At 73.7% G+C, this 24,517-nt stretch carries 29 protein-coding genes; 18 read left to right on the top strand and 11 right to left on the bottom strand.

What is annotated here, in order from left to right; all coding sequences use genetic code 11:
- The 4 genes from kdpB to EBO15_RS25255 all read right to left on the bottom strand — a co-directional run bounded on the left by kdpB (position 1) and on the right by EBO15_RS25255 (position 4,663).
- Positions 1-2,148 carry a potassium-transporting ATPase subunit KdpB gene (gene kdpB, locus EBO15_RS25270; RefSeq protein WP_122196926.1) on the bottom strand — a complete coding sequence of 716 codons (2,148 nt, stop codon included), beginning with the start codon at positions 2,146-2,148 and terminating at the stop codon, positions 1-3.
- Complete coding sequence (gene kdpA, locus EBO15_RS25265; protein ID WP_122196925.1) at positions 2,148-3,809, bottom strand: potassium-transporting ATPase subunit KdpA; 1,662 nt, start codon at positions 3,807-3,809, stop codon at positions 2,148-2,150. The genes kdpB and kdpA overlap by 1 nt, the downstream gene beginning before the upstream one ends.
- Positions 3,809-3,898 (bottom strand): K(+)-transporting ATPase subunit F, encoded by a 90-nt coding sequence (gene kdpF / locus EBO15_RS25260; protein WP_122196924.1) that lies wholly within the window; start codon positions 3,896-3,898, stop codon positions 3,809-3,811. The genes kdpA and kdpF overlap by 1 nt, the downstream gene beginning before the upstream one ends.
- Positions 3,899-3,970: 72 nt before the next feature.
- A complete protein-coding gene (locus tag EBO15_RS25255; RefSeq protein WP_122196923.1) occupies positions 3,971-4,663 on the bottom strand; it encodes a hypothetical protein in 693 nt (230 codons plus the stop codon).
- Between the two features lie 206 nt (positions 4,664-4,869).
- On the opposite strand from EBO15_RS25255, the gene EBO15_RS25250 reads away from it, so the two are divergent.
- Together EBO15_RS25250 and EBO15_RS25245 are read left to right on the top strand one after the other, a co-directional pair.
- The gene (locus EBO15_RS25250) at positions 4,870-5,862 is read left to right on the top strand and encodes an MDR family NADP-dependent oxidoreductase (RefSeq protein ID WP_122196922.1); all 993 of its coding nucleotides are present in this window, start codon (positions 4,870-4,872) and stop codon (positions 5,860-5,862) included.
- Positions 5,863-5,873: 11 nt separating this feature from the next.
- Positions 5,874-6,266, top strand: a complete 393-nt coding sequence (locus tag EBO15_RS25245) for a MerR family transcriptional regulator (RefSeq protein ID WP_122196921.1) — start codon at positions 5,874-5,876, stop codon at positions 6,264-6,266.
- Between the two features lie 64 nt (positions 6,267-6,330).
- On the opposite strand, the gene EBO15_RS25240 is transcribed toward EBO15_RS25245, so the two are convergent.
- The gene (locus tag EBO15_RS25240) at positions 6,331-7,215 is read right to left on the bottom strand and encodes a GNAT family N-acetyltransferase (protein WP_199744793.1); all 885 of its coding nucleotides are present in this window, start codon (positions 7,213-7,215) and stop codon (positions 6,331-6,333) included.
- 82 nt (positions 7,216-7,297) lie between these two features.
- On the opposite strand from EBO15_RS25240, the gene EBO15_RS25235 reads away from it, so the two are divergent.
- Positions 7,298-7,930 carry an alpha-ketoglutarate-dependent dioxygenase AlkB gene (locus tag EBO15_RS25235; protein ID WP_122196919.1) on the top strand — a complete coding sequence of 211 codons (633 nt, stop codon included), beginning with the start codon at positions 7,298-7,300 and terminating at the stop codon, positions 7,928-7,930.
- A gap of 87 nt (positions 7,931-8,017) precedes the next feature.
- Positions 8,018-8,542, top strand: coding sequence for a GNAT family N-acetyltransferase (locus EBO15_RS25230; RefSeq protein WP_122196918.1), 525 nt, complete (start codon positions 8,018-8,020; stop codon positions 8,540-8,542).
- Here EBO15_RS25230 and EBO15_RS25225 read toward each other — a convergent pair.
- Complete coding sequence (locus EBO15_RS25225; RefSeq protein WP_122196917.1) at positions 8,539-9,234, bottom strand: TetR/AcrR family transcriptional regulator; 696 nt, start codon at positions 9,232-9,234, stop codon at positions 8,539-8,541. The genes EBO15_RS25230 and EBO15_RS25225 overlap by 4 nt on opposite strands.
- A gap of 118 nt (positions 9,235-9,352) precedes the next feature.
- Here EBO15_RS25225 and EBO15_RS25220 point away from each other — a divergent pair, with 118 nt between their 5' ends.
- The 3 genes from EBO15_RS25220 to EBO15_RS25210 all read left to right on the top strand — a co-directional run bounded on the left by EBO15_RS25220 (position 9,353) and on the right by EBO15_RS25210 (position 12,404).
- A complete protein-coding gene (locus tag EBO15_RS25220; protein ID WP_122196916.1) occupies positions 9,353-10,018 on the top strand; it encodes a flavin reductase family protein in 666 nt (221 codons plus the stop codon).
- Positions 10,019-10,102: 84 nt separating this feature from the next.
- Positions 10,103-10,882, top strand: a complete 780-nt coding sequence (locus EBO15_RS25215) for an aldo/keto reductase (protein WP_233616421.1) — start codon at positions 10,103-10,105, stop codon at positions 10,880-10,882.
- A gap of 307 nt (positions 10,883-11,189) precedes the next feature.
- Positions 11,190-12,404 (top strand): Cmx/CmrA family chloramphenicol efflux MFS transporter, encoded by a 1,215-nt coding sequence (locus tag EBO15_RS25210; protein WP_122196914.1) that lies wholly within the window; start codon positions 11,190-11,192, stop codon positions 12,402-12,404.
- A 135-nt stretch (positions 12,405-12,539) separates the two neighbouring features.
- Here the strand turns inward: EBO15_RS25210 and EBO15_RS25205 are convergent, their stop codons facing one another.
- Genes EBO15_RS25205 through EBO15_RS25195 form a run of 3 tightly spaced genes read right to left on the bottom strand, consistent with a single transcriptional unit; the run spans position 12,540 to position 14,424 of the window.
- Positions 12,540-13,367, bottom strand: a complete 828-nt coding sequence (locus tag EBO15_RS25205) for a DUF3710 domain-containing protein (RefSeq protein WP_122196913.1) — start codon at positions 13,365-13,367, stop codon at positions 12,540-12,542.
- Between the two features lie 3 nt (positions 13,368-13,370).
- Complete coding sequence (dut, locus tag EBO15_RS25200) at positions 13,371-13,841, bottom strand: dUTP diphosphatase (protein WP_122196912.1); 471 nt, start codon at positions 13,839-13,841, stop codon at positions 13,371-13,373.
- Between the two features lie 28 nt (positions 13,842-13,869).
- On the bottom strand, positions 13,870-14,424 hold the full coding sequence (locus EBO15_RS25195; RefSeq protein WP_122196911.1) for a PaaI family thioesterase: 555 nt from the start codon (positions 14,422-14,424) through the stop codon (positions 13,870-13,872).
- Positions 14,425-14,564: 140 nt separating this feature from the next.
- Between EBO15_RS25195 and EBO15_RS44425 the strand changes: the two genes are divergently transcribed.
- The 11 genes from EBO15_RS44425 to EBO15_RS25145 all read left to right on the top strand — a co-directional run bounded on the left by EBO15_RS44425 (position 14,565) and on the right by EBO15_RS25145 (position 22,137).
- Entirely contained in the window at positions 14,565-15,263 is a 699-nt protein-coding gene (locus EBO15_RS44425; protein ID WP_158628352.1) for a hypothetical protein, read from the top strand.
- Positions 15,263-15,790 (top strand): MauE/DoxX family redox-associated membrane protein, encoded by a 528-nt coding sequence (locus EBO15_RS25185; protein ID WP_122196910.1) that lies wholly within the window; start codon positions 15,263-15,265, stop codon positions 15,788-15,790. The genes EBO15_RS44425 and EBO15_RS25185 overlap by 1 nt, the downstream gene beginning before the upstream one ends.
- Positions 15,787-16,260, top strand: a complete 474-nt coding sequence (locus EBO15_RS25180) for a hypothetical protein (protein WP_122196909.1) — start codon at positions 15,787-15,789, stop codon at positions 16,258-16,260. The genes EBO15_RS25185 and EBO15_RS25180 overlap by 4 nt, the downstream gene beginning before the upstream one ends.
- Positions 16,257-16,814, top strand: coding sequence for a hypothetical protein (locus EBO15_RS25175; protein WP_122196908.1), 558 nt, complete (start codon positions 16,257-16,259; stop codon positions 16,812-16,814). The genes EBO15_RS25180 and EBO15_RS25175 overlap by 4 nt, the downstream gene beginning before the upstream one ends.
- Positions 16,802-16,978: a hypothetical protein gene (locus EBO15_RS44420; protein WP_158628351.1), complete on the top strand. Its 177-nt coding sequence runs from the start codon at positions 16,802-16,804 to the stop codon at positions 16,976-16,978. The genes EBO15_RS25175 and EBO15_RS44420 overlap by 13 nt, the downstream gene beginning before the upstream one ends.
- 18 nt (positions 16,979-16,996) lie before the next feature.
- The gene (locus tag EBO15_RS25170; protein ID WP_122196907.1) at positions 16,997-17,557 is read left to right on the top strand and encodes a hypothetical protein; all 561 of its coding nucleotides are present in this window, start codon (positions 16,997-16,999) and stop codon (positions 17,555-17,557) included.
- Between the two features lie 70 nt (positions 17,558-17,627).
- On the top strand, positions 17,628-17,954 hold the full coding sequence (locus EBO15_RS25165; protein WP_122196906.1) for a DUF6412 domain-containing protein: 327 nt from the start codon (positions 17,628-17,630) through the stop codon (positions 17,952-17,954).
- A gap of 27 nt (positions 17,955-17,981) precedes the next feature.
- Positions 17,982-18,662 carry a YidC/Oxa1 family membrane protein insertase gene (locus EBO15_RS25160; protein ID WP_233616420.1) on the top strand — a complete coding sequence of 227 codons (681 nt, stop codon included), beginning with the start codon at positions 17,982-17,984 and terminating at the stop codon, positions 18,660-18,662.
- Between the two features lie 111 nt (positions 18,663-18,773).
- Positions 18,774-20,084 carry a cytochrome P450 gene (locus EBO15_RS25155; RefSeq protein ID WP_122196905.1) on the top strand — a complete coding sequence of 437 codons (1,311 nt, stop codon included), beginning with the start codon at positions 18,774-18,776 and terminating at the stop codon, positions 20,082-20,084.
- Positions 20,085-20,103: 19 nt separating this feature from the next.
- Positions 20,104-20,931 (top strand): SDR family oxidoreductase, encoded by an 828-nt coding sequence (locus EBO15_RS25150; protein WP_122196904.1) that lies wholly within the window; start codon positions 20,104-20,106, stop codon positions 20,929-20,931.
- A 9-nt stretch (positions 20,932-20,940) separates the two neighbouring features.
- Positions 20,941-22,137: an NADH:flavin oxidoreductase gene (locus EBO15_RS25145; RefSeq protein ID WP_233616419.1), complete on the top strand. Its 1,197-nt coding sequence runs from the start codon at positions 20,941-20,943 to the stop codon at positions 22,135-22,137.
- Between the two features lie 15 nt (positions 22,138-22,152).
- Here the strand turns inward: EBO15_RS25145 and EBO15_RS25140 are convergent, their stop codons facing one another.
- Together EBO15_RS25140 and EBO15_RS25135 are read right to left on the bottom strand one after the other, a co-directional pair.
- On the bottom strand, positions 22,153-23,235 hold the full coding sequence (locus EBO15_RS25140; protein WP_122196903.1) for an acyl-CoA dehydrogenase family protein: 1,083 nt from the start codon (positions 23,233-23,235) through the stop codon (positions 22,153-22,155).
- Complete coding sequence (locus tag EBO15_RS25135; protein WP_122196902.1) at positions 23,232-24,413, bottom strand: acyl-CoA dehydrogenase family protein; 1,182 nt, start codon at positions 24,411-24,413, stop codon at positions 23,232-23,234. The genes EBO15_RS25140 and EBO15_RS25135 overlap by 4 nt, the downstream gene beginning before the upstream one ends.
- Positions 24,414-24,517 lie beyond the last annotated feature (104 nt).

The raw sequence follows: 24,517 nt of genomic DNA, 5'->3' as shown, positions 1-24,517 counted from the left end.
TCAGGACATCCCCGGAAGGAACTGGATGAGCAGGTCGATGATCTTGATGCCGATGAAGGGGGCGACGATCCCGCCGATGCCGTAGACGTACAGGTTCCGGCTGAGCAGCTTGGACGCGCTCGACGGCTTGTACACCACGCCCCGCAGGGCGAGCGGGATCAGCGCGATGATGATCAGCGCGTTGAAGATGACCGCGGACAGGATCGCGCTCTGCGGGCTGTGCAGCCGCATGATGTTCAGCGCGTCCAGGCCCGGGAACAGCGCCACGAACATCGCCGGGATGATGGCGAAGTACTTGGCGATGTCGTTGGCGATGGAGAACGTGGTCAGCGCGCCGCGCGTGATGAGCAGCTGCTTGCCGATCTCGACGATCTCGATGAGCTTGGTCGGGTCGGAGTCCAGGTCCACCATGTTCCCGGCCTCCTTGGCGGCCGAGGTCCCGGTGTTCATCGCCACGCCGACGTCGGCCTGGGCGAGCGCGGGGGCGTCGTTGGTGCCGTCCCCGGTCATCGCGACGAGGCGCCCGCCGTCCTGCTCCTTCTTGATCAGGGCGAGCTTGTCCTCCGGCTTGGCCTCGGCGAGGAAGTCGTCGACGCCCGCCTCCTCCGCGATCGCCTTGGCGGTCAGCGGGTTGTCGCCGGTGATCATGACGGTCCGGATGCCCATCCGGCGCATCTCGTCGAACCGCTCGCGCATCCCGGCCTTGACGACGTCCTTCAGGTGGATGACGCCGAGGACGCTGGTCTCGCCGTCCGCCGACTCGCCCACGACCAGCGGAGTCCCGCCGGACGCCGAGATGCCGTCCACGATCTGGCCGAGCCGCCCGGGGACCGTCCCGCCCTTCTCGCGCACCCAGTCGGCGACCGCGCTCGCCGCGCCCTTGCGCAGCTCACGGTCGTCCACGTTCACCCCGGACATCCGGGTCTGCGCCGTGAAGGGCACCCACTCGGCGTGCGCGAGCTCGCCGGGCTGGCGTTCGCGCAGGCCGTAGCGCTCCTTGGCGAAGACGACGACCGAGCGGCCCTCGGGCGTCTCGTCCGCGAGGCTGGACAGCTGCGCCGCGTCGGCCAGCTCGTCCTCGGGGACGCCGTCCACCGGGACGAACTCCGACGCCTGCCGGTTGCCCAGCGTGATCGTGCCGGTCTTGTCGAGCAGCAGCGTGTTGACGTCGCCCGCCGCCTCGACGGCGCGTCCGCTCATCGCCAGGACGTTGCGCTGGACGAGCCGGTCCATGCCCGCGATGCCGATCGCGCTGAGCAGCGCGCCGATCGTCGTCGGGATCAGGCAGACCAGCAGCGACACCAGGACGACGCCGGTGACGCCGTTGGAGTCGAGCGACAGCGAGTCCGCGACGCCCGGGTTGTTGCCCTTGGAGAAGATCGCCATCGGCTGGAGGGTCGCGACGGCCATCACGAAGATGACGGTCAGCGCGGCCAGCAGGATGTTCAGCGCGATCTCGTTCGGCGTCTTCTGCCGGTTCGCGCCCTCCACCAGGGCGATCATCTTGTCGATGAACGACTCGCCCGGCTTCTGGGTGATCTTCACGATGATCCGGTCCGACAGCACCCTGGTGCCGCCGGTGACCGCGGACCGGTCGCCGCCGGACTCGCGGATGACGGGGGCGGACTCGCCGGTGATCGCCGACTCGTCCACCGAGGCGATGCCCTCGACGACGTCGCCGTCCCCGGGGATGATCTGCCCGGCCTCGACCACCACGACGTCGCCCTGCCGCAGGTCCGGCGCGCCGACCTCCTCCTCGCGGAGCGTGGTCGCGCCCGGTTTCCAGTCCAGGACGCGGCGCGCCGTGGCGTCGGTCTTGGCCTTGCGCAGCGCGTCCGCCTGGGCCTTGCCGCGCCCTTCGGCGACGGCCTCGGCGAGGTTGGCGAAGATGACGGTCAGCCAGAGCCACACGACGATCGCCCAGGCGAAGAAGCTCGGGTGGACGAACGCCAGGATCGTCGTCCAGACCGCGCCGATCTCGACGATCAGCATGACCGGGTTGCGCCACAGCGTGCGCGGGTCGAGCTTGCGGGTGGCGTCCGGCAGGGACTTCAGCAGTTGCCTGGGGTCGAGCAGCCCGCCCTTGACCTTGGCCGGGGGCCGCGGCCGGGGAGCCGGGCTGGGGGCCTCGAGGGTCTGTGTGGTCATCAGTGGATTCCTTCGGCCAGCGGCCCCAGCGCGAGCGCGGGGAGGAAGGTGAGGGCGACGAGGATGAGGGTGACGCCCGCCACCAGGCCGACGAACTGCGGCCGGTGGGTGGGCAGCGTGCCGTCCGACTCGGGGGTGCTCCCCTGCCTGGCGAGCGACCCGGCGAGCGCCAGGACGAACACGATCGGGACGAACCGCCCGAACGCCATGCACAGGCCGGTGGCCGTGTTGTAGAAGGGCGTGTTCGCCGAGAGCCCGGCGAACGCCGACCCGTTGTTGTTGGACGCCGAGGTGAACGCGTACAGGACCTCGCTGAGGCCGTGCGCGCCGCTGTTCAGCATCCCGTCCCGGCCCGCGTTCAGCGCGAGGCCGAGCCCGGTCGCGAACAGCACGAGCATGGGCGTGGTGAGGAAGTACATCGACGCGAACTTCATCTCGCGCGCGCCGATCTTCTTCCCGAGGTACTCGGGGGTGCGGCCGACCATGAGGCCCGCGACGAACACCGTGATGACGGCGAGGACGAGCATGCCGTAGAGGCCGGAGCCGGTGCCGCCGGGCGCGACCTCGCCGAGCATCATGTTGAACATCGTCATCATGCCGCCGAGGCTGGTGTAGGAGTCGTGGAAGGAGTCCACGGCCCCGGTCGAGGTCAGCGTGGTCGCCGTGGCGAACGTCGCCGAGTTCGACACCCCGAAGCGGGTCTCGACGCCCTCCATGGCCCCGCCGGCCGCCATCGGGACCGTCCCGTGGTGCATCAGCTGGAACACGTTGGTGAGGATCAGGCTGATGACCGCCAGGGTGGCCATCACCGAGACGATCGCGTAGCCCTGCCGGTTCTGCCCGACGATCCGCCCGAACGTGCGGCACAGCGAGAACGGGATGCACAGGATCAGGAAGATCTCGAACCAGTTCGTCCAGGTCGCGGCGTTCTCGAACGGGTGGGCGGAGTTGGCGTTGTAGAAGCCGCCGCCGTTGGTGCCGAGCTCCTTGATGACCTCCTGCGAGGCCACCGGGCCGCCGGTGAGGTGCTGGGTCTGGCCCGCGAGGGTCGTGACGTCGTGCCCGGACCCGAAGTTCTGGATCAGCCCGCCCGCGATGAGGACGAGCGCGCCCACGAACGCGATCGGCAGCAGGATCCGGATCACGCCGCGCGTGAGGTCCACCCAGAAGTTGCCGAGCTGGTCGGTCTTCTTACGGGCGAAGCCCCGGACGAGCGCGATCGCGACGGCCATGCCGACGGCGGCCGACACGAAGTTCTGCACGGCGAGCCCGGCCATCTGGACCACGTGGCCCATCGTGACCTCGCCGGAGTACGACTGCCAGTTGGTGTTCGTGGTGAAGCTGATCGCCGTGTTCCACGCCTGGTCGGACGCCACGGGCTTGAACCCGAGCGACAGCATCAGGTGGTTCTGCACCCGCTGGAGCAGGTACACGAACAGGACGCTCACCACCGAGAAGGCCAGGACGCTGCGGGCGTACACGCCCCAGGTCTGCTCGGCGTCGGGGCGGACCCCGATCAGCCGGTACAGGACCCTCTCGAACCGCGAGTGCCGCGTGCCCGCGTACACCCGGTACATGTAGTCGCCGAGCGGCCGGTAGACGACCGCGATCGCGACCACCAGGGAGGCCGCGAACAGCACTCCCGCGACGGTCGTGCTCATCAGAACCTCTCCGGGTACAGCAGGGCCGCGATCAGGAAGACGAACAGCACGGCGGCCAGGACGAGCCCGACCACGTTCTCGGCGGTCACAGCTTCTCCACGCCCTTCACCAGCAGGCCGAGCACGGCGAAGACCACCAGTGTCAGCAGGACGAACTCGACGTCACTCATCGCTTTCGGTTTCCTTTGTCGAAGATCCCGGGGAGGGCGGGCCCCCGGCCGCGCCGCGCCGGATCCGGTCACCGGGCGTGCGGAGCGCCTCCTGGCGCGTCGCCGAGCGCGGCGCGCGCTGACGCGGCACCGCGTGCACCGGCCCGGCCGGGGCCGGGACGGCGGGCACCGGGTGCTCCGAGCCGCATCCGCACGGGGCGGGCGGAACGTCGAACGCGAGTCCGGCCAGCGCCTGACGCAGGCCATCGTCGCAGTTCAGCGCCCCTCCGGACGGGACGGCGGTGATCACCGGCGCGTCCGCCGCGGGGCGGGGGGCCACCGCGGAACCGGCGGTGGGGACGCGCCGTCCGGCCGGTCCGGGCGCACCGGCCCAGGCGCGGGCCGACGCGGTGAGCGTCGCCGCCAGGCCGACCGCCAGGAGGCCGGCCAGGCGCCAGGCGTCGGCGGAGCCGGAGACCCCGAGGTCCCCGCTCCCCCGCACGTCGAAGCCGGTGGCGAACGCCCAGCCCGCGACGCCGAGCCCGGCGGCCGCCAAGAGCGGGACGCGGGCCGCGAAGGTCCCGACGGCCACCGCGACGGCGGCGTACCCCCAGGGCCACGGCGCGGACTTCAGCACCACGGCGAGGACGAAGACGGTCAGAACTCCGCCGGCCATCGGCCAGGCGGCCTGCTCCAGGCGCTCCATCGCTGTCCTCCTCGGTGTGTCCGGGAGCCCCCTCTCTTCGGGGGCACACGTGGAGTAAAGCGCCTGGTACGTCCCTGTTTGATGCGCATTGACGCGTCCTTAGCGCGCCCCCGCGAGCGCTTAACGCACCCCTAACGACTTGCCTCTGACGCGCACGTCAGGGGTTAGCGTCGCCCGGTTCCCGAACCCTTCGAGGAGTACTCGTGATGCGTGAGATCCGCCTTGTCTCCCAGACCGCCGGGCTGCCCCGGCCGTCCGACTTCGAGATCGTCGAGACGCCCGTCCCGGACGGCGACGGCGTGCTCGTCCGGAATCTGGTGTTCCACGTCTTTCCCGGTCTGCGCATTCTCGTTGGCGCGGGCGACACCGAGACGCCGCTGCCCCGGCTGCGGCCCGGCGACACCCTGGTCGGCGCGGCCGTGGGCGAGGTCGTGTCCGCGCCGGACGACGCGTCCGTCCGGCCGGGGGACCTGGTGTCGCACTGGCTCGGCTGGCGCGAGTACGCGCTGCTGCCCGAGGGGCAGTATGTGCGGCTGGACGGCAAGCTGCCCGACCCGGCCGCCCACCTAGCGCCCGGCGTGGCGGCGTACTCGGCGCTGACGCGCGAGGCGCCGGTCCGTCCGGGCGAGACCGTGCTGGTCACGGGCGCGGCGGGCGGCGTCGGATCGCTGGCCGGGCAGATCGCGCGGCTGCTCGGCGCCGGACGCGTCGTCGGCACGAGCGGCTCCCCGGCGAAGGCCGCGCGCCTGGTCTCGGAGTTCGGCTACGACGCGGTCCTGTCCCGCGAGGACGCGTCGACGGCCGAGGGCCTCCGCAAGGCCGCGCCGGACGGCATCGACGTCGTCGTCGACAACGTCGGCGGCGACCAGCTCCGCGCAGCGCTCCGCGTGACCGGCGAGGACGCCCGGATCGCGCTCGTCGGGACGCTCGCCGCGCAGCTCGCGCCGGAGGGCTCCGCCGCGTCCGCGACCGTCGAGTTCGACCTCTTCGAACTGATCCGCAAGCGGACGTCGGTGCGCGGCGTCCTCCCGGTGGACCTGGAGTCGGGCGCCGAGTGGACGCGCCGCTTCGGGGCCTGGCTGCGTGCGGGCGAGATCACCTTCCCGCACACGCGGTTCCGGGGCATCGAGAGCGCGCCTCGCGCGTTGGAGGAACTGATGGCCGGCGGGCACCTGGGCTCGGTGGTCGTGGAGGTCTGAGAGGTGGGCCCATGCGGATCGGGGACGCGGCAGCGGCGGCGGGCACGACACCACGCGCCCTGCGCTTCTACGAGGAGCGCGGCCTGCTGCCGCCGCCGGTCCGCACGGCGTCCGGGCAACGGGAGTACGGCCCGCGCGACGTCCGGCGCGTCCGGATCGTCCGGGATCTGTTGTCCGTCGGCCTGACCGTCGAGGACCTGGCCCGCGTCGCGGACCGGCTCGACGGCCTGGTCGACGGCCGCGCCGCCTCCTGCACGGACGGCGCAGCGGCGGGCCGTGATCCGGCCGGTGGCGGGATCGCGAGTGCGCGGCTCGCGGCGCTGGACGCGGAGATCGCGCGGCTCACCGATCTCCGCGTCCGCCTGGCCGCCCGCCTGACGGGCACGGGCGACGCACGCGGTTAGAGGCAGTGCGCGTCCAAAGGCAGTGCGCGGTTAGAGGCGGTGCGCGTCCAAAGGCGGTGCGCGGTTAGAGGAAGTGGGTCTCGGCCAGGTACGGCGCGGGGTCGGACATCCCGCGCAGGACGAGGTAGCCCTGCTGGCGGATGTCGAGGCGCGCGGCGAGGCCGACGTCCACCGCCCAGTGGTTCGCGACGGTGATGCGGTTGACGATCGTCTCGCCCTTCGTCCGCGCGAGCGCCTCCCACAGCAGTCTCCCGGCCGTCTCGGGGTCCCCGGCGGCCAGGAGCATCGGACGGTCCCAGACCTCGTCGAGGTAGACGTAGCCGGGCCGCCGCCCGGGGTCGTCCGAGACGATCAGGGGCGCGTTCTCCCGCAGGTGGACGTGGTCGGGGCCGTGGCCCGCGCCGCGCAGGCGCTCGTCCAGCTCGTCCATCCAGGCCAGGTCGCCGGGGCGGCCGTCACGGAGGCCGTCGATCGCGGGGAGGCGGGAGCGGTCGACGCGTCCGACCATGCGCATCATCGGGTGCAGCGTGAAGCCCGCGAGGCGGTAGCGGCGGGTCGCGCCCGGATGCGCGGTCGCCGAGAGCATGCCGGGGCGGCCGTCCGCGTGGGCGAGCACCGCGTCCATGAGCCGCTTCCCGACGCCCCTCCCCTGGAGTCCCGGGCGGACGGCGAAGACCGACAGGTACCAGAGGCCGCCCCGGTTCTGGGAGATCGCGCATCCGGCCATCTCGCCGTCCTCCTCGGCGACCAGGCATCCGGCGGGATCGGCGGCGAGCAGGTGGCCCATCTTGGCGATCCAGCGCCGGACGCCGTCCTCGTCCGGCGGTTCGGGTTCGGGTTCTCCCACCCGCCGGGGCAGGCCGTCGCCCACGAGGAACGCGGCGAAGGACACGCGCCGGGCGGCGGGCAGGTCGTCGGGGGTCATGGGCCTGATCCGTACCGAGTCCATGCCCCCATGATCGGGCGGTGCGCGGGCCGCCCGCACCCCCCTTTCCCGCGATGATCGAACATGAGTTCGATAGGATGCGGGTATGAACAGTGTCTTCCAGGGGTCGCTGCTGGACGTCGGGACCGAGGCCGGGCCGCGCGAACTCGGGTCCCGCGTGCGGCGGACGACGCTCGCCCATGGCGCGTGGATCGACCTGCGCCCCGGCTGGCTCGCGGGCGCGGACGCGCTGTTCGGGCGGCTGATGGCGGACGTCCCGTGGCGGGCCGAGCAACGGCGCATGTACGAGCGCGTCGTGGACGTGCCGCGCCTGCTCGCCCACTACGGCGAGACCGACCCGCTGCCCGACCCCGCCCTCTCCGAGGCGCGCGACCTGCTCAGCGCGCACTACCGCGAGGAGCTCGGCGAGCCGTTCCGGACGGCGGGCCTGTGCCTGTACCGGGACGAGCACGACAGCGTCGCCTGGCACGGCGACCGCATCGGGCGCGGCCGCACCGAGGACACGATGGTCGCGATCGTGTCGCTCGGCACGCCGCGTCCGCTGCTCCTGCGCCCGGCGGGCGGGGGCGGCCCGACGCTCCGGCACGACCTCGGGCACGGCGACCTGATCGTCATGGGCGGCAGCTGCCAGCGGACGTGGGAGCACGCCGTCCCGAAGTCGGCGCGTCCGCTCGGCCCGCGCGTCAGCGTCCAGTTCCGCCCCCGCGGCGTCCGCTGACCCTGCCCCCGGGGGCGTCCCCCGCACCTTCCCCAAGGCGTCCCCCGCCCCCTGCCCCCGGCGGACCGGATCGGGCATGATCATCCTATGAACGTGCGGCACGCCACCCCCGGGGACGCCGAGGCCATCGCGAAGGTGCACGTGGACGCCTGGCGGACGGCGTTCCGCGGCGTGATCCCGGACGCCGAGCTCGACGCCCTCCACTGGACCGCGTGGCACGGCAGGTGGCGCGAGCGCACCGCGCCCGGCTCCGGGCTCACCGTCCTCGTCGCGGACGTGGACGGCGAGGTCGCCGGGTTCGCCTGCTCCGGCCCGCCGCGCGACGACGACCTGGGGCCCGAGCACGCCTGGGAGCTGTACATGATGTACCTCGGCCCGGCGAGCTGGCGGCGCGGGATCGGGACGGCCCTGATGCGCCGGACGCTCGAGGAGCTCCCGGCGCGCGTCCCCGCGATGGTGCTGTGGGTGCTCGACGTGAACACCCGCGCCCGTTCCTTCTACGAACGCCACGGCATGGCCCCGGACGGCACGTCCCGCACGTCCAGGCTCGGCCCGCCGAACCTGGACCACCGCTACCGCATCGACACCGGCAAGCCGTCCGGGCCGTCTTAGGCGGGGAGGCCGAGGTCGTCGGCCATGCGGTCGACGGCGTAGGCGAAGAACTCGTCGGCCGGGTCGAGGGTGTTGGCGAACTGGCCGAACAGCTCGAAGCCGATCATCCCGGTGAGCTGCGACCAGGACGCGGCGAGCCGGGCCATCGCGGTGGACGTGACGTCCGGCGCGCCGGACTCGATGATCGCGGCGAGCTGCCCGGCGAGCCGTCCCTCCGGGGCCGGGCCCGTGGCGTCGAGCCGTCCGGCGGCCGCCGCGTCCTGCGCGATGCCGATGAGGACCTGCGGGAAGCGCGCCGCGGGGGCGATGGTGTCCTCGGGGGCGGCGTAGCCGGGCACCGGCGACCCGAAGATCAGCGCGTACTCGTGCGGATGCTCGGCCGCCCAGTTCCGCAGGGCGTGGCAGACGGCCCGCCAGCGCGCGCGGAACCCGTCCCCTGCGGCGTCGCGGTCGGCCTTCTCGCCGCGTTCGCCGACGGTGTCGTAGGCGTCCACGATGAGCGCGGTGAGCAGCTCGTCCCGGCTCGGGAAGTAGCGGTACAGCGCGGACGACACCATGCCCAGCTCGCGCGAGACCGCGCGCAGCGACAGCCCCTGCGCGCCGGACGCGGCCAGCTGCCGCCGCGCCTCCTCCTTGATCTCCCGGGTGAGCTCGGCCCTGGCCCGTTCCCTTGCGGTGCGGCTCGCGTTCATGCGGTCGAGTGTGCCACGGAAAAGATCAGCAGACAATTTCGAGAGCACTGCTCCGAAGCGGGAACGTGACGTCGGATTACCGCCAGCGACGGGCCGGACCCGGCGCGATCCTGGGCGGATGGAGCACATCGGCATCGAACCGTCCATCCTCTACCTGGGAACCCCTGTGGTCCTGCTGGGCACCGCCGACGACGACGGTCACCCCAACCTGGCGCCGATGTCCTCGGCCTTCTGGCTCGGATGGCGCTGCGTCCTCGGCATGGGCACCGCGTCCAAGACGACCCGGAACATGCTCGCGACCGGTGAGTGCACGATCAACCTGCCCTCCACGGCGCAGGCCGGCGCCGTGGACCGGCTTGCCAAGACGACCGGCTCCGACCCCGTCTCGCCCGGCAAGGCCGAACGCGGCTACCGGCACGTCCGGGACAAGTTCGGCGTCTCGGGTCTGACGCCCGTCGCCTCCGAGACCGTCCGGCCGCCGCGCGTGGCCGAGTGCCCCGTCACCATGGAGGCCGTCGTCGAGAAGGCCCGCCCGCTCGCCGAGGACCTGGGCGGCTGGGGCACCGTCTTCGAGGTCCGCGTGCGGCGCGTCCACGTCCACCCGTCCATCACCATGGACGGCCACGAGAACCGCATCGACCCGGACCGCTGGCGTCCCCTCATCATGAGCTTCCAGAAGTTCTACGGCCTCGGCGACCAGGTCCACCCGTCCCGGCTCGCGGAGATCCCCGAGCACCTGTACCGCACCGAGGACATCGACCGCGCCGCCGCGACGATCGGGTAGAGGGCGGTCCCCCGGCCGCCCGACCCATGCCCTAACGGGTGGACGGAACGGCGCGCGGCCCGGCGAGCTGGGAAGATGTCTGCCATGGGGGGCAGAATCCGGCGGCTGGGGCTCGGCGCCATGCGGCTGCCCGGAATGCCGGGACGGATCCCGGTGGACCGCACGACGGCCGTCGCGGTGGCGCGGCGCGCCGTCGAACTCGGCGTGACACACATCGACACCGCCGCGTTCTACACGCGCGGGACGAGCCGGGCGAACGACATCCTGCGCCGCGCGCTGCGCCCCTACCCGGACGGCCTGACGATCGCGACGAAGGTCGGCCCCGGGCAGGACGTCCGCGCCGCCGTCGAACAGAACCTCGGCGAACTCGGCCTGGACGCCCTGGACCTCGTGTACCTCCAGGCGGGACGCCCGGACGAACCCCTCGGCGACCGGTTCGCGCGGCTCGCGGCCCTCGGCGCCGAGGGCCTCGTCCGGGGGCTCGGCGTCTCGGACGTCACGCGCGCGCAGTTCGACGAGGCCCGGTCGGTCGCGCCCGTCGCCGCCGTCCAGAACCGGTTCGGCGTCCTCGACCAGAGCGACGCGTCCCTGGTGGACGCGTGCGCCGAGGCGAACGTGACCTACGTCGCCCACACGTCCCTCGGCGGCGGCCGCGTGCGCTTCACCGACGGCGGCCTCCGGGAGGTCGCCCTGCGGCACGGCGCGACCGTCTACCAGGTCGCCCTCGCCTGGGGCCTGAGGCGCTCACCCACGCTCGTGCAGATCCCCGGCACCGCGTCGCTCACCCATCTGGAGCAGAACATGGCGGCCGTCCGCCTCGAGCTGGACGAAACCGACATGACGGTGCTCGAGCGCCTGGCGTAGGGTGGGGCGCGTGTCGTCACCCGAGGCGTCCAGACGCCGGCCACCCCACGCGGTGGCCATCTCCCGCCGACCGGCCCGGTCCTTCCGCTGACCGGCGCGGCCGCGTCCCCATGGACGACCCGCCGAACGCCATGACCGCCCCGCCGGCGTCCTGACCATCGCGTAGAGCGCTCCGCTCGCCCGCCGTCACGCGCGGCCTGTTCGCCTTCCCGCGAACGCGCACGCCGTTCTCGCGCGGGCTCCCTCGCGGTGGCCGTCCTCACGGCCCCTCCGCTTCCGTTTCTCATGCCTTCATGACGGAGTCGTCGTGCCGTTCGCCCTCTACGTCCTCGCGCTGGCCGTTTTCGCGCAGGGGACCTCCGAATTCATGCTGTCCGGGCTGCTCCCGGACCTCGCCCGCGACACCGGCGTCCCGGTCGGGACCGCCGGGACCCTGACCTCGGCGTTCGCCGCCGGGATGATCGTCGGCGCGCCGCTGATGGCGGTGCTCGCGCGCCGGTGGCCGCGCCGCCGGGCGCTGCTGCTGTTCCTGTCCGCGTTCCTCGCCGTCCACGTGGCCGGGGCGCTGACCTCCAGCTTCGCCGTGCTGCTGGTGACCCGGGTGGTCGCCGCGCTCGCGAACGCCGGGTTCCTCGCGGTCGCCGTCGCGGCCGCGGTCTCCATGGTCCGCCCGGACGCCAAGGGCCGCGCCACCGCGACGCTCCTCGGCGGCGTCACCCTCGCCTGCGTCGCGGGCGTCCCGGCCGGGGCGCTGCTCGGCCACCTGTGGGGATGGCGCGCGGCGTTCTGGGCCGTGGCCCTGGTGTCCGCACCCGCGCTCGTCGCGATCATGACGTCCGTGCCGGACGAGCCGTCCCCGCGGACGGGCGTCCGGCCGGAGCTGCGCGTGCTGCGCCGCCCGGGCGTCCTGCTCGTCCTCGGCGTCGGCGCCCTGGTCAACGGCGCGACGTTCTGCGCCTTCACCTACCTCGCGCCGCTGGTCACGGGCGTCGCGGGGTTCGGGGACGCCTGGGTCCCCGCGCTGCTGGCGGTGTTCGGGCTCGGCTCGTCCGCCGGGGTCGCGGCGTCCGGGCGGCTCGCCGACACCCGTCCCCGGACGGTCCTGGCGGGCGGCGGCGTGGCGCTGGCCGCCGGATGGGCCGCGCTCGCGGCGTTCGCGGACGTCCCGGCGGCGGTCGTCCCGCTGGTGTTCGCGCAGGGCGCGCTGGGCTTCGGCGTCGGCTCGACGCTGATCGCCCGCGCGCTCTACGCGGCCGCGGACGCGCCGACCCTCGCGGGCGCGTTCGCGACGGCCGCGCTCAACGTGGGCGCGGCCGCCGGTCCCGTCCTCGGGGGTCTGGCGGTGGACGGCGGCCTCGGCTACCGCGCGCCCGTGTGGCTGAGCGCCGGTCTCGCCGCGGCCGCCCTGGCCGTGGGCGTTCCCCTGGTGCGCGGCGCCGTCAGTGGCGCGCGCAGGGACGCCGTCCCTTGTTCGACTTGCTCCGCTTCCGGGTGCGACGCTTGCGTGTGCGTTTCGACATGACCTGATTGACCCTCCGAACCGCCGTCCGGGCAAGGTCCGCGGAGGTGACGGGCCGGGGGCGGCCAGGTGAGGTCGGGAAAAGGCGGAGGGCCCGCCGCGCACGCGCGCGACAGGCCCTCCGGGAAACCCTGGAGGTCAGCGGACCTCGGTGATCTCCGGGCCGCGCTCGAACGGGTTGAACGTCTCCTCGTTCTCCTCGTCCTGCTCCTCGCCGGCCTCCGAGAACTCCTTCGGGATCTGGAGCTCCAGCAGTTCGCGCGGGGGCATCGGGGACTCGCCGCGGACGACGACCACGCCGCTCAGCACGTCCTCGAGGACCTGCCACTGCTCCTCGTCCTCGATCGCGGCGCCCTGCACCACGGCCTGGAGGAACCAGCGCGGGCCGTCGACACCGACGAACCGGATGATCTGCGGAGCCCAGCCCTGCTCGATGAACTCCTGCGGGATCTGCTCCTTGACCTCGTCCGGCATCTCGGCCAGGACTTCCTCGGTCAGGGCCGCGGGCACCATCGCCAGCAGCTCGTCGCCGAACGGCCCCTCGACCTCCTGGACCTGGCCACCGGCGTTCTCGGTGATGTCCTGGGCGGTCTCGCGCCGGACCTCGGCCCAGATGCCGCTGCGCTTGGGCGCCGCGAACACCTGGAGCTGCATCGCGCTCTCCTCGTACTGGACGAGGACGGCGACGGGCCGCCCGTCGAGCGGGTTGCCCTCCTCGTCCACCTGGGTGGCCTCGAAGTTCACCTGGAACCCGAGCCCCGGCGCGACCGGGATCCGCAGGGACCCGAAGTCGAGGCGCTGCATCTCGGGGTGGGAGTCCTCGGAGTCCCACGGGCCGCCCTTGGCGCCCTCCCCGTCGGAGGTCGCCTCCTCGGCCTCGGCCTCAGCGGCTTCGACGGCCTCCTCGGCGGCGTTCTCCGTGCCCTTCGCGGGCTCGTCGTCCCGCCGGCGACGTCCAAAAGCCACGACTCACACTCCTTCTCGACTGTGCTGGTTGTCCGCGAATCCGCCCGTGGAGCCGAAACCGTTCGCTCCGCGTGACGATCCGGGAAGTTCGGCGACCTCGTGGAAGACCGCGCGCTCCACCCGCTGGACGACCAGCTGGGCGATGCGGTCCCCGCGCCGCAACCGGACGGCGGCACGCTGGTCGGTGTTCAGCAGGGTCACCTTGATCTCACCCCGATAGCCGGCGTCGACCGTACCGGGTGCGTTGACGATGGTCACCCCAAACTTAGCGCCCAAACCCGACCTCGGGTGGACGAAGGCCGCGTAACCGTCGGGAAGGGCGATCGCGACCCCGGTCGGGACGACCCGCCGCTCCCCCGGGGCGAGGTCCACGTCCTCGGCGGCGAACAGGTCGGCGCCCGCGTCGCCCGCGTGCGCGTACGACGGCGCGGGCAGCCCGGGGTCGAGCCGCTTCAAAAGGACGTCCACGCTCACGGGCGCGCTCCCCACTCTCGTCGTCTTCTCAGGGATTGACCCGGCCACCGAGGTCGGCGCCGTTCATGCCGCCGACGCCGTCGCCGTGCCGCTCGAAGTGCGCCACCGGGACCTCGACGAACAGGGCCGCCGCGCGCACCGCGACCGGGCCGTCCACGGCGTCCATCCGGGCCTCGGCCTCCAGGTACGCCTTGCGGCCGGCGACGCCGGTGCAGCGGGTCCGGATGTACAGCGTCGTGCCCACCGGGACCGGGAGCACGTAGTCGGTCTCCAGCCGTCCGGTCACATAGGGCTTGCGGAGCAGCCACACGACCATACCGAGCGCCTCGTCCATCGCCGTGGCCAAAACGCCGCCGTGCGCGAGACCGGGCGCGCCCTGGTGGACGTCACCGACGGTGAACCTGGCCGAGACGCCGAGCCCGTCCTCGCTCACGGCCTCCAGGTGCAGCCCGGTCGGATGGCCCGGGCCGCAGCCGAAGCACTGCTCGTAGTGCGGGCCGAGCGGCTCCCCTAGGGGCGCGTCGGGATGGGCCTCGGGGACGGGCGTCCCCTCGGGCGGGACGGTCAGCTGGGAGCGGTTCACGACCTCAATTTACCGGGTGTTCCACATGACCACTTCCGGCACGTTTACCTCTCCCGGGCGGAGGGCGCACGTATTGTGATCTCCGTCACGACGGTCTCATTCCGTCCCAAAGGCGGCTTTCCGGCGAAAGGTGACGAACCGTGGGACACCAGGTCATCCACCGATCCCTTGACGGCACCCGCGTCCGGCTCAGCGGCGGCGATCACGACCTCGGACGGCCGTTCACCTCGGTCGCCCGGATCACCGCGGCCGGGCGCCTCCACGAGATGTCCGGCGGCACCCGGCCGGACGCGATGGCCTGGGCCGAGGACATCGGCGTCCCCCGGTTCGAGCAGGAGTTCCGCGTCCAGGGCGGCAGGCTGCGCGTCGGCCACGCGGCGCCCGTCCGCGACCCCGACACCGGGCAGCGCGACGTCGCCCTCGCCGCCGTCTGGGAGGGCCGCCGCTTCGCGGTCTTCACCCACCTCTACGGAGGACGGCCGTCCGACGCGGTGGCGTTCCTCTCCTCCCTGCGGCTGACCGAGCACGACGACGGGATCAGCGTCGCGCCCGCCGCGCGGCACGTCTCGATGCCCGAGCCCGCCGAGCTGGTCAAGGAGGTGCCGGGCCTCGGCCTGCTGGAGATCACCGCGCTGACCTCCGAGACGCGCAGGCGGCTGCCGGGCTGGCGCGGCGCGTCCGTCGCGGGCGGCGAGCTGTTCCAGGACACCGTGGACGGCCAGGGCCCCTACTTCCTGCTCGCGCTGAGCCGGCTGCTGGTGACCGTCCTGCCGGAGGAGGAGCAGGTCCGGCGCGTCCCGGGACGGCTCGCGTCGCTGTCGGTCGAAGCGGTCCGCTGATGGCCGGGCTCGCCGCCCTGACCGGGACCGCCGCCGTGCCGCTCGTCCTCGTCCTGTCCCTGGCCGGGCACCTGCGCGGGCGGTCCCTGGCGGCCGCGCTGCGGGCGCAGGCGGCCGTGCCGTCCCGGCTGGCGCCGCCCGTGGCGTCCCTGGCGGTGACGGCCGAGGTCGGGGTGCTGGGCGTCCTCCTGCTGGGCCTGGCCCTCCGCCGGACGGACCTGGCCCACGCCGCGCTGGCCGCCGCGACCGCCCTGTTCGTCCTCTACGCGGCCTATGCCGCGTACGTGACCCGGACGCGGCCGGTCCGCGTGCCCTGCGGCTGCGGCGGCGACCTCTCGACGCCGATGTCGGCGTGGGTCGTGGCACGGGCCGCCGGACTGGCCGTCCTGGCCCTGGGCGGGGCCCTGGCCTCGCCGCCCCCGCTCGGCGGCGCGACGGCCTCCGGGATCGTCGCGGGCGCCGCGCTCGGGGTGCTCCTCTGGGTCCTCCCCCGCGCCATGGACGTCTCCGAAGGGAGTCTCGGGTGAGTTTTCAGACCAGCGCGCTGCTGCTGTCGTGGGTGGCGATCCTGCTGCTGGCCCTGGTGGTCGCGGGCCTGGTCCGGCAGGTCCACACCCTGTCCGGGACGGGTCGCACCGCCCCCGCGCGTCCCGCGGCGGGCCCGGAGACCGGCGCCGCCGCGCCCGGCTTCGACCGGCTCGGCCCCGGCCTGGTGCTCTTCCTCGACCGCGACTGCGGCGTCTGCGAGGAGGTCCTGTCGCTGGCCGAGCCGCCGCTGCGGGCGGTGTTCGCGGGCCCCGCGCCCGTCGCCGCCGCGCCCGGCGTGACCGTCCTGGCGCACGAGGGCGCCGGGCTGTTCGACGACTACCGCGTCCCCGCGACCCCGTTCGCGGTGGTGCTGACCGAGGACGGGCGGGTCGGCCGGGCGGCCCCGGTCGGATCGCCCGGATCACTGCGTGAACTGCTGGAACCGGAGGGAGTCGGAGGTGCGCGATGATCGAGCTTGAGGACGTTCCGCCGCTGCGCGGGCCGCGTCCGTCCGGAGCGGAACGGGTGCGCCGCCGTCCCGTGTCCGAGGAGGGGCCGCGGTTCCGGCCCGCCCGGCGCGGGATGCTGGCGGGGATCGCGGCGGCCGGGGCCGCCGCCGGGCTGAACGCCGTCGGGCTGCTGCCGCCCGCGCGGCAGGCGCTCGCCGAGGGCTACAGCCTGAGCGGCGGCTACTACGACATCTATCCGCACTGCCCGCCGGGCGAGCCGAGCGTCGGGTGCTCGCCGGGCTGCGGGCCGAGCCTGGTGTGCTCGGTGTGCTGCCGGACGAGCGGGAAGTACAAGGGCTACCACCGGTCCGGGGTGTCCGACCCGCACCGCTACAAGCTCCGGCCGAACCAGTGCTACGGCGGCAAGTGGGACGGCTGGCTCTGGAAGGTGTCCAAAAGCTGCGGGAACTGCCGCAAGGGCGTCACCTGGCGGTGCCACGACGGCTGGAAGAAGTCCCAGCGCGGGAACTGGTACAAGACGATCTGCCGCAAGGCGGTCGCGTGCTACAACTGACCGCCCTCCCTGCGGGACGGCTGCGCCGGGGCCTGACCGAGCCGCTGCTGCCGGTCGCGGCCCTGGCGCTGCTGGCGGTCGCCGCCGGGGCGCTGGACGCCACGGTGCTGTGCTGGGCGGCGGTCGGGGCCCTGGCCGGGTTCGCGCTGTCCGGATCGGTTTGAACGCGTAACAGCGAATCCGTGCTGTTCTCGCCAGGTTGGCGGGCCCCGATACGGCAGGGCGAGGTCCTGGCCGTCTTCTCCCTCGGGCTGGTGCTCGGGGGCACGCTGAGCGCCGGAGTGGTCTGGCTGGCATCCGGGCTGGCCGCGCCCGTGCCCACGACGGCCCGCGCGGCGCTGACCGTCCTGGTCGCGGCGGTCGCGGCGGCGCGCGAGGCCGGGCTGGTCCGGCTGCCGCTGCCGCAGAACTCGCGGCAGATCCCGCAGGAGGTGCTCATGCACCGGCTGCGGACGGGATCGCTCCGGTTCGGCTTCGAGATGGGCACCGGCGTCCGGACGTACGTGTCGGCGTCGTCCCCGTACGTCCTGGCGCTCGGGCTGCTGCTCGCGCACCTGAGCGCCCCGGCGACGCTGCTGGCGGGCGTCGCGTTCGGCGCCGGGCGGGCCCTCAGCGCGGCCCTCACCTACTGGGCCCGCTCCCGCGAGCGGGACGCCCTGATCGCCGCGCGCATGACCTGGGTCAAGAACGCCACGGCCCTCTCCGTCCTCACCGCCACCACGCTTCTCCTCCTGGCGGCCTGACCTTCCGGGCGATTCGGATTTCTGGCGAATCGCCGGGAACCTGCGATGCGGGCGGAACGTCGATGTCGGTATGAGGCGGGAAACGGGCACACGGCTGCCGCACCTTCTGGTGTGGCTGATGGTCGTGCCCGCCGTCCTGCTCGCGGGCGCGTCCGGCCTCTCCGGCGGCGACCTGCCCCGGCTGGTGATCGTGGCGTCGCTCGCCGCCGTCGCGGGGCTGGTGGTGCTCGCGGCGACGCGCGCCGTCCGGTCCGACGGCGGCCCCGCCCTCGGACGCGTCCGGACGACCCTGCGCGAGCGGACGCTGCGCACGGCGTTCCTGCCCCAGCGCGACCCCGACGCGGCGGGACGGCCGCGTCCCCGGGCTCCCGGAAGGGCGATCAGGCTCTCGCACTGATCGTCCCTTCAAGCCCTGGAGTGTTCCTTGTCCCTGTTCGACATGCCCGTCGAGGGCGCGTACGCCCTGGTCAAGTGGCTGACGCTGGCCTTCGACCCGATGGTGGGCGGGCTCGGCGCCGTCCTCGCGATCGTCGTGGTCACGCTGGCCGTCCGGGCGCTCCTACTGCCGCTCGCGGTGCGGGCGGCGCGCGGTGAGCGGGCCCGCTCCGCGCTCCTCCCGGAGCTGACCCGGCTGCGCGAGCGGCACCGCCGCGATCCCGAGCGGCTGCGGCGGGAGATGGCCGCGCTGTACGAGCGGGAGGGCGCCTCGCCGCTGACCGGCATCGGCCCGATGGTGCTCCAGTTCCCGTTCTTCATGGTCCTGTACACGCTGTTCCGGTCGGCGATGATCGCCGGGCACCAGAACGTCCTGCTCGCGCACACGCTGTTCTCGGTGCCGCTCGGGCAGAACGCCGTCGCGGTCGCCGGGGCGGGCCTGCTCACGCCCGCCGGACTGGTGTTCGCGGGCCTGCTGGTGGCGCTGGCGGCGGTGGCCTGGTGGTCCGCGCGGCACGCGCCCAGCGCCTGGGTGCGGCTGCTGTCGCTCGGGACCGTGGTCGTCGCGGTGTTCGTTCCGCTCGCGGCGGGCGTGTACCTGCTGACGTCCGCGATCTGGACGGCCGTGGAGCGGACGGCCCTGCGCCGCACCGTCCTCGCGCCTGCGTAGCACCGCGCGCATCGCGGCGGCGAGGTGATGGCGGGCTGTTGACGAGACCCCCGGGGCCCGAGTTCGATAGGGAGAACCGAACGCGACTCGGGTTCCCGGGGGTGCTGCAGGATGACGACGGCCGCCGCACACGACACCGGCCTGACCGGCCACCTGTCCGACCCGGCCTTCTGGGCCCGTCCGCCGGCCGCGCGCGAAGCGGTGTTCGCCGAGCTCAGGCGGCGTGACCGGCCCGCGTTCTTCACGGAGCTGAAGCTGCCGTTCATCCGCCGCGGCGCGGGCTACCACGCACTCGTCCGGCACGCGGACGTCGTGGAGGCGAGCCGGACGCCGGAGGTGTTCAGCAGCGAGCCCTGCTCGAACAGCATCGCCGACCTGCCCGGCTACCTGAGCCGCTACTTCGGCTCGATGATCAACATGGACGACCCGCGGCACGCCCGGCTCCGCCGCATCGTGTCCCGGGCGTTCACCCCGCGCATGCTCGCCCGCACCGAGACCGGCCTCCGCGCGAGCGCCCGCCGCATCGTGGACGACCTGATCGCCCGGGGCCCCGGGCGGGGCCACGGCTCGGGCGACTTCGTCACCGACGTCGCCGCGCGCCTTCCGGTGCAGGTCATCTGCGACATGATGGGCATCCCCGAGGCCGACCGGGCGATGGTCTACGACCGGACGAACATCATCCTCGGCATCGGCGACCCCGAGTACAGCGGCGGACGCGAGTTCGCCCGGACCGGCATCACCCGCACCGGCGTCCTGTACGGGCTCGCCGCCGGGCTGACGGCCGGGTACGAGCTGAACCACATGGCGATGAGGCTGGCCCGGCGCCGCCGCCGCGCGCCCGCCGACGACCTGGTGTCGGCGCTGGCCACCGCGAACGTGGACGGCGAGTCCCTGACCGACCAGGAGATCGGCTCGTTCTTCATCCTGCTGGTCGTGGCGGGCAACGAGACGACCCGGAACGCCATGGCGCACGGGCTGAGGCTGCTGACCGGCGCCCCGGGGCAGCGGGAGCTGCTGCTGGCCGACTTCGACGGGCGGATCGCGGGCGCGGTCGAGGAGATCGTCCGGATGGCGACGCCGGTGATCCAGTTCCGCCGGACGCTGACCCGCGACCACGAGATGAACGGCAACCGGTACCGCGCCGGGGACAAGGTGCTGCTGTTCTACAACTCGGCGAACCGGGACGAGACGGTCTTCGAACGGCCGGACCGGTTCGACATCCTGCGCTCGCCGAACCCGCACGTCGGGTTCGGCGGCCCCGGCCCGCACTTCTGCCTGGGCGCGAACCTCGCCCGCCGCGAGATCACCGTCATGTTCCGCGAGCTGTTCGAACGCGTCCCGGAGATCCGCGCGACCGGCGAACCCGACCGGCTCTACTCCAACTTCATCAACGGCATCAAGCACCTGCCCTTCACCTACTGAGACGGAAAGGGCGGGGATCATGGGCACCTTCGCGGTCACCGGATCGGCGTCCGGCATGGGCGCGGCGAGCGCCGCGCTGCTCGAACGGGCCGGGCACACCGTCATCGGCGTCGACCTGCGCGACGCGCCGGTGATCGCCGACCTCGGCACACCGGACGGACGCGCGCACGCCGTCGAGCGGATCCTGTCCCTCGGCGGCGGACGGCTCGACGGAGTCGCCGCGATCGCCGGGGTCGGCCCGAACGTCCCGGACGCCGCCGCCGTCATGTCGATCAACTACTTCGGCCCGGTGGCGCTGCTGACCGGGCTGCGCGAGGCGCTCGCCGCGTCCGGCGCGGGACGCGCGGTCGTGATCAGCTCGAACTCGGCCAGCACCGTCCCGCTCATCGACGACGAGCTGGCCGCCCTCGCCCTCGCCGGTGACGAGGACGGCGCGCGCGACCGGGCCCGCTCGGGCCAGGCCGCCACGCCCGCCGAGATCCTCGCCTTCGCGCCGAGCATCACCGCGTACGCCACGTCCAAGCTGGCCGTCGCGCACTGGGTCCGCCGGACGGCCGTGACGCCCGCGTGGGCGAGGCGCGGCGTGCTGCTCAACGCGATCGCGCCCGGCGCGGTGCTGACGCCGCTGATGACGGGGTCCACGGGCGGCGCGGCGGACCACGACCCGGACGAGTTCCCCACCCCGATGCCGCTCGGCGTCTTCGGCCAGGCCGGGGACATCGCGTTCTGGGTGCACCAGTTCCTCCGGCCCGAGGCGCGCTTCACCACCGGCGCCGTCCTGTACGTGGACGGCGGCACCGACGCGGCCATGCGCCCGGACGGCCACCCGTCCGCGATGACCTTCTGAGGAGACGCCGTGCCCGAGACACCCGTGCCCGAGACCCCCGCGCCCGAGGTTCCCGAGGTGTTCGAGCCCGCCCGGCTGGGGCCGCTGACCCTGCGCAACCGGATCATCAAGGCCGCCACGTTCGAGGGGATGAGCCGGGGCGCGCTGGTCTCGGACGACCTGATCGCCTTCCACCGGCGGCACGCGGCGGGCGGCGTCGGGATGACGACGGTCGCGTACTGCGCCGTCCAGCCCGAGGGGCGCACCGAGCGGAACCAGATCTGGATGCGCCCGGAGGCCGTCCCGGGGCTGCGGCGGCTCGCGGACGCCGTCCACGCGGAGGGCGCGGCGGTGTCGGCGCAGATCGGGCACGCGGGGCCGGTCGCCAACAGCCGGTCCAACCGGGTGCCGTCGCTCGCGCCGGTCGGGATGTTCAACCCGCAGAGCATGCAGATGACCCGGCGCGCCACCGAGGACGACATCCGGCGCGTCACCGGCGCGCACGCGACGGCCGCGCGGCTCGCGATCGAGGCGGGCTTCGACGCCGTGGAGATCCACCTCGGGCACAACTACTTCGCCAGCTCGTTCCTCAGCCCGCGGATCAACCGGCGCGAGGACGCCTACGGCGGGTCGCTCGAGAACCGGGCGAAGGTCGCGCGGGCGGTGGCGCGGGCCGTCCGCGACGAGGTGGGCGACCGCGTCGCCGTCCTCGCCAAGCTGAACATGGACGACGGCGTGCGCGGCGGCCTCCGCCCGGACGAGAGCGTCCAGGTCGCGCGATGGCTGGAGGCCGACGGTTCGGTCGACGCGCTCGAACTCACGGCGGGCAGCTCCCTGCTCAACCCGATGTACCTGTTCCGCGGGGACGCGCCCGTCAAGGAGTTCGCCGCGACGTTCCCGCAGCCGCAGCGGCTCGGCGTCCGGCTGGTCGGGAAGCGGTTCATCCGCGCCTACCCCTACGAGGAGGCGTACCTGCTGGAAACGGCGCGCCGCTTCCGGGCCGCCCTCGGCCTGCCGCTGGTCCTGCTCGGCGGGATCACCGAGCGCGCCACGATGGACCTGGCCATGGCCGAGGGCTTCCCGTTCGTCGCGATGGCGCGGGCGCTGCTGCGCGAGCCCGACCTGATCGACCGGATCAAGGCCGAGCCCGCGACGCCGTCCCTCTGCGTCCACTGCAACAAGTGCATGCCGACGATCTTCAGCGGCACGCACTGCGTCCTGGCCTGACTTCGTCCCCCCTGTCTAGGTCAGCCCCAGGGCTTCGGCGAGCCGCGCCCGGTGGACGCGCGGCGCGCCGAACATGACCTCGTCGGCCTTCGCCCGCTTGTAGTAAAGGTGCGCGTCGTGCTCCCAGGTGAACCCGATGCCGCCGTGCAGGAGCAGGTGGTCCCTGGCGACCTGGAAGTAGGCGCGTCCCAGGTAGGACGCGGCGAACGCGGCGGCCTCCGGGAGCTCGTCCGGCGCCTCGTCCGCCGCCCACACCGCGTACCGGACGACCGACTCGGCCTGCTCCAGGACGCAGTGCATGTCCGCCAGCTTGTGCTTGACCGCCTGGAACGACCCGACGAACCGCCCGAACTGGACGCGCAGCTTCGCGTACTCGACGATCACGTCCAGGCAGCGCCGCAGCCCGCCGAGCTGCTCGGCGGCCAGCAGCACCGACGCGACGTCCGCCGCGCGGTCGATCGCCGCACCCGAGTCCGACTCTCCCAGCAGCCGCGCCGGGACCCCGCCGAGCTCGACCCGCGCCATCGGACGCGTCGTGTCGAACCAGGTCAGCGGCATGACGGCGAGTCCGGGCGCCCCCGCCTCGACCGCGAAGACGCCCCGGCGGCCCTCGCCCGTCGACGCGACGACGAGCAGCAGGCCGGCGGACGGGCCGTCCGGCACGCGCTCGACCACGCCCTCCAGCACCCACGCGCCCCGGTCGGCGATCCGTCCCGCCGGCAGGGGCCCGTCGGACCGCGCGACGACCGCGACCACCTCCCCCGACGCGACGCCGGGCAGCAGGTCCTTGGCGTCGAGCGAGACCAGCAGCGACGCCGCGACGGCCACCGAGAGGTACGGGACGGGCGCCAGCGCCGCGCCCAGCTCCTCCAGGACGGCCGCGACCTCGCCGAACCCCGCCCCCGAACCGCCGTGCTCCTCCGGGACGGCGAGCCCGGCCAGGCCCAGCTCCGACGACAGCCGCGTCCACGCCGTCCGGTCGTACGGCTCGTCCGACCCGGCGATCTCCCGGACGCGCGCCATCGGCACCCGGCCGGCCACGAAGGACCGCACGGTCGCGGCCAGTTCCCGCTGCTCCTCGGTCGGGATGAGCCTCACCGGCCGTCCTCCTTCACCTGCGTGCCGACCTTCAGGGCCCTGAACGGGAGGGTCCGGTCCACCTGCGGCTCGCGCGGCAGGCCGAGCACCCGGTCGCCGATGATGTTCCGCATGATCTCGTTGGTGCCGCCGCCGAGCGCCATGCCCGGCGCCCAGGCCAGCGCCCGCGCGACCGGATCGTCCCCGGCCAGGCACTCCGGGCCGAGGATCTCGCTCGCCAGATCGGCGCTCGCCAGGGTCAGGTCGGCGAGCAGCAGCTTGCTCACCGAACCCCGCGCGCCCGGCTGGATCCCGGCCCTCACCTCCTGCGACATCCGCGCGGTCAGCAGGTCGAACGCGCGTTCCCGCAGGTAGAGGTCCAGCAGCAGGTCCGTGACGCCCGGATCGCCGAGCAGTCCGCGCTCGCGGGCGGCCGCGCGCAGCGCCGCGAACGACGCCGGACGCTCGGTCCGCGTCGCGCCCATCCCGATCGACACCCGCTCGTGCAGCAGCGTCGTCACGGCCGCGGCCCAGCCGCCGTTCACCTCGCCGACCACGTTCTCCGCGGGGACGCGGACGCCGGTCAGGAAGATCTCGTTGAAGTGCGACTCGCCCGTCATGTCCCGCAGCGGCCGGACGTCCACGCCCGGGTCGCGCATGTCGACCACGAACATCGTGATGCCCTGGTGCTTGGGGACGTCCGGGTCGGTGCGCGCGATCAGCAGCCCGAGGTCGGCCTGCCGGGCGACCGACGTCCACACCTTCTGGCCGTCGACCACCCAGTCGCCGCCGTCCCGGACCGCGCGGGTCTGGAGGGACGCCACGTCCGAGCCCGCGCCCGGCTCGGAGAACATCTGGCACCAGATCTCCTCGCCGCGCAGCAGCGGCCGGACGTACCGGCGCTTCTGCTCCTCGGTGCCGAGCGACAGCAGCGTCGGCCCGCACATGCCGAGGCCGATGCCGAACACCCCGACCGGCAGCGGGACATCGGCCGCGGCCTGCTGGAACGCGCGTTCCTCGACGGCCGACAGGCCGCGCCCGCCGTACTCGGCGGGCCACGTGATCCCCACGTAGCCCGCGTCGTACAGGGCGGCCATGAACGCGCGCGACTCCGCCAGGCCGGGATCGGGCGGCAGGTCGGCCGTCCGCTCCGCCAGCCAGGCGCGGGCCCGGCTCCGGTACTCGTCGAGATCCGTCACGGGGCGGCTCCTCCCGGGGGCGACGCGACCCGCGCCGCACCCGGCCCGGCGAGGCCGCCGCAACGCGTGTCAGTACGCGCTTACGCTAGCGCCCGAACCCTGTT

This window comes from Actinomadura harenae (genome assembly GCF_003696215.1).
In the GTDB taxonomy this organism is placed as follows: domain Bacteria; phylum Actinomycetota; class Actinomycetes; order Streptosporangiales; family Streptosporangiaceae; genus Spirillospora; species Spirillospora harenae.
Note: the sequence above shows the minus strand (reverse complement) of the source record. Positions and strands in the feature narration are given on the sequence as shown.

Coding starts and splice junctions, on each gene's coding strand:
- kdpB (WP_122196926.1), bottom strand. CDS start 2,148: ATGACCACACAGACCCTCGAGGCCCCCAGCCCGGCTCCCCGGCCGCGG.
- kdpA (WP_122196925.1), bottom strand. CDS start 3,809: ATGAGCACGACCGTCGCGGGAGTGCTGTTCGCGGCCTCCCTGGTGGTC.
- EBO15_RS25255 (WP_122196923.1), bottom strand. CDS start 4,663: ATGGAGCGCCTGGAGCAGGCCGCCTGGCCGATGGCCGGCGGAGTTCTG.
- EBO15_RS25250 (WP_122196922.1), top strand. CDS start 4,870: ATGCGTGAGATCCGCCTTGTCTCCCAGACCGCCGGGCTGCCCCGGCCG.
- EBO15_RS25245 (WP_122196921.1), top strand. CDS start 5,874: ATGCGGATCGGGGACGCGGCAGCGGCGGCGGGCACGACACCACGCGCC.
- EBO15_RS25240 (WP_199744793.1), bottom strand. CDS start 7,215: ATGGACTCGGTACGGATCAGGCCCATGACCCCCGACGACCTGCCCGCC.
- EBO15_RS25235 (WP_122196919.1), top strand. CDS start 7,298: ATGAACAGTGTCTTCCAGGGGTCGCTGCTGGACGTCGGGACCGAGGCC.
- EBO15_RS25230 (WP_122196918.1), top strand. CDS start 8,018: ATGAACGTGCGGCACGCCACCCCCGGGGACGCCGAGGCCATCGCGAAG.
- EBO15_RS25225 (WP_122196917.1), bottom strand. CDS start 9,234: ATGAACGCGAGCCGCACCGCAAGGGAACGGGCCAGGGCCGAGCTCACC.
- EBO15_RS25220 (WP_122196916.1), top strand. CDS start 9,353: ATGGAGCACATCGGCATCGAACCGTCCATCCTCTACCTGGGAACCCCT.
- EBO15_RS25215 (WP_233616421.1), top strand. CDS start 10,103: ATGGGGGGCAGAATCCGGCGGCTGGGGCTCGGCGCCATGCGGCTGCCC.
- EBO15_RS25185 (WP_122196910.1), top strand. CDS start 15,263: ATGGCCGGGCTCGCCGCCCTGACCGGGACCGCCGCCGTGCCGCTCGTC.
- EBO15_RS25175 (WP_122196908.1), top strand. CDS start 16,257: ATGATCGAGCTTGAGGACGTTCCGCCGCTGCGCGGGCCGCGTCCGTCC.
- EBO15_RS25165 (WP_122196906.1), top strand. CDS start 17,628: ATGAGGCGGGAAACGGGCACACGGCTGCCGCACCTTCTGGTGTGGCTG.
- EBO15_RS25155 (WP_122196905.1), top strand. CDS start 18,774: ATGACGACGGCCGCCGCACACGACACCGGCCTGACCGGCCACCTGTCC.
- EBO15_RS25150 (WP_122196904.1), top strand. CDS start 20,104: ATGGGCACCTTCGCGGTCACCGGATCGGCGTCCGGCATGGGCGCGGCG.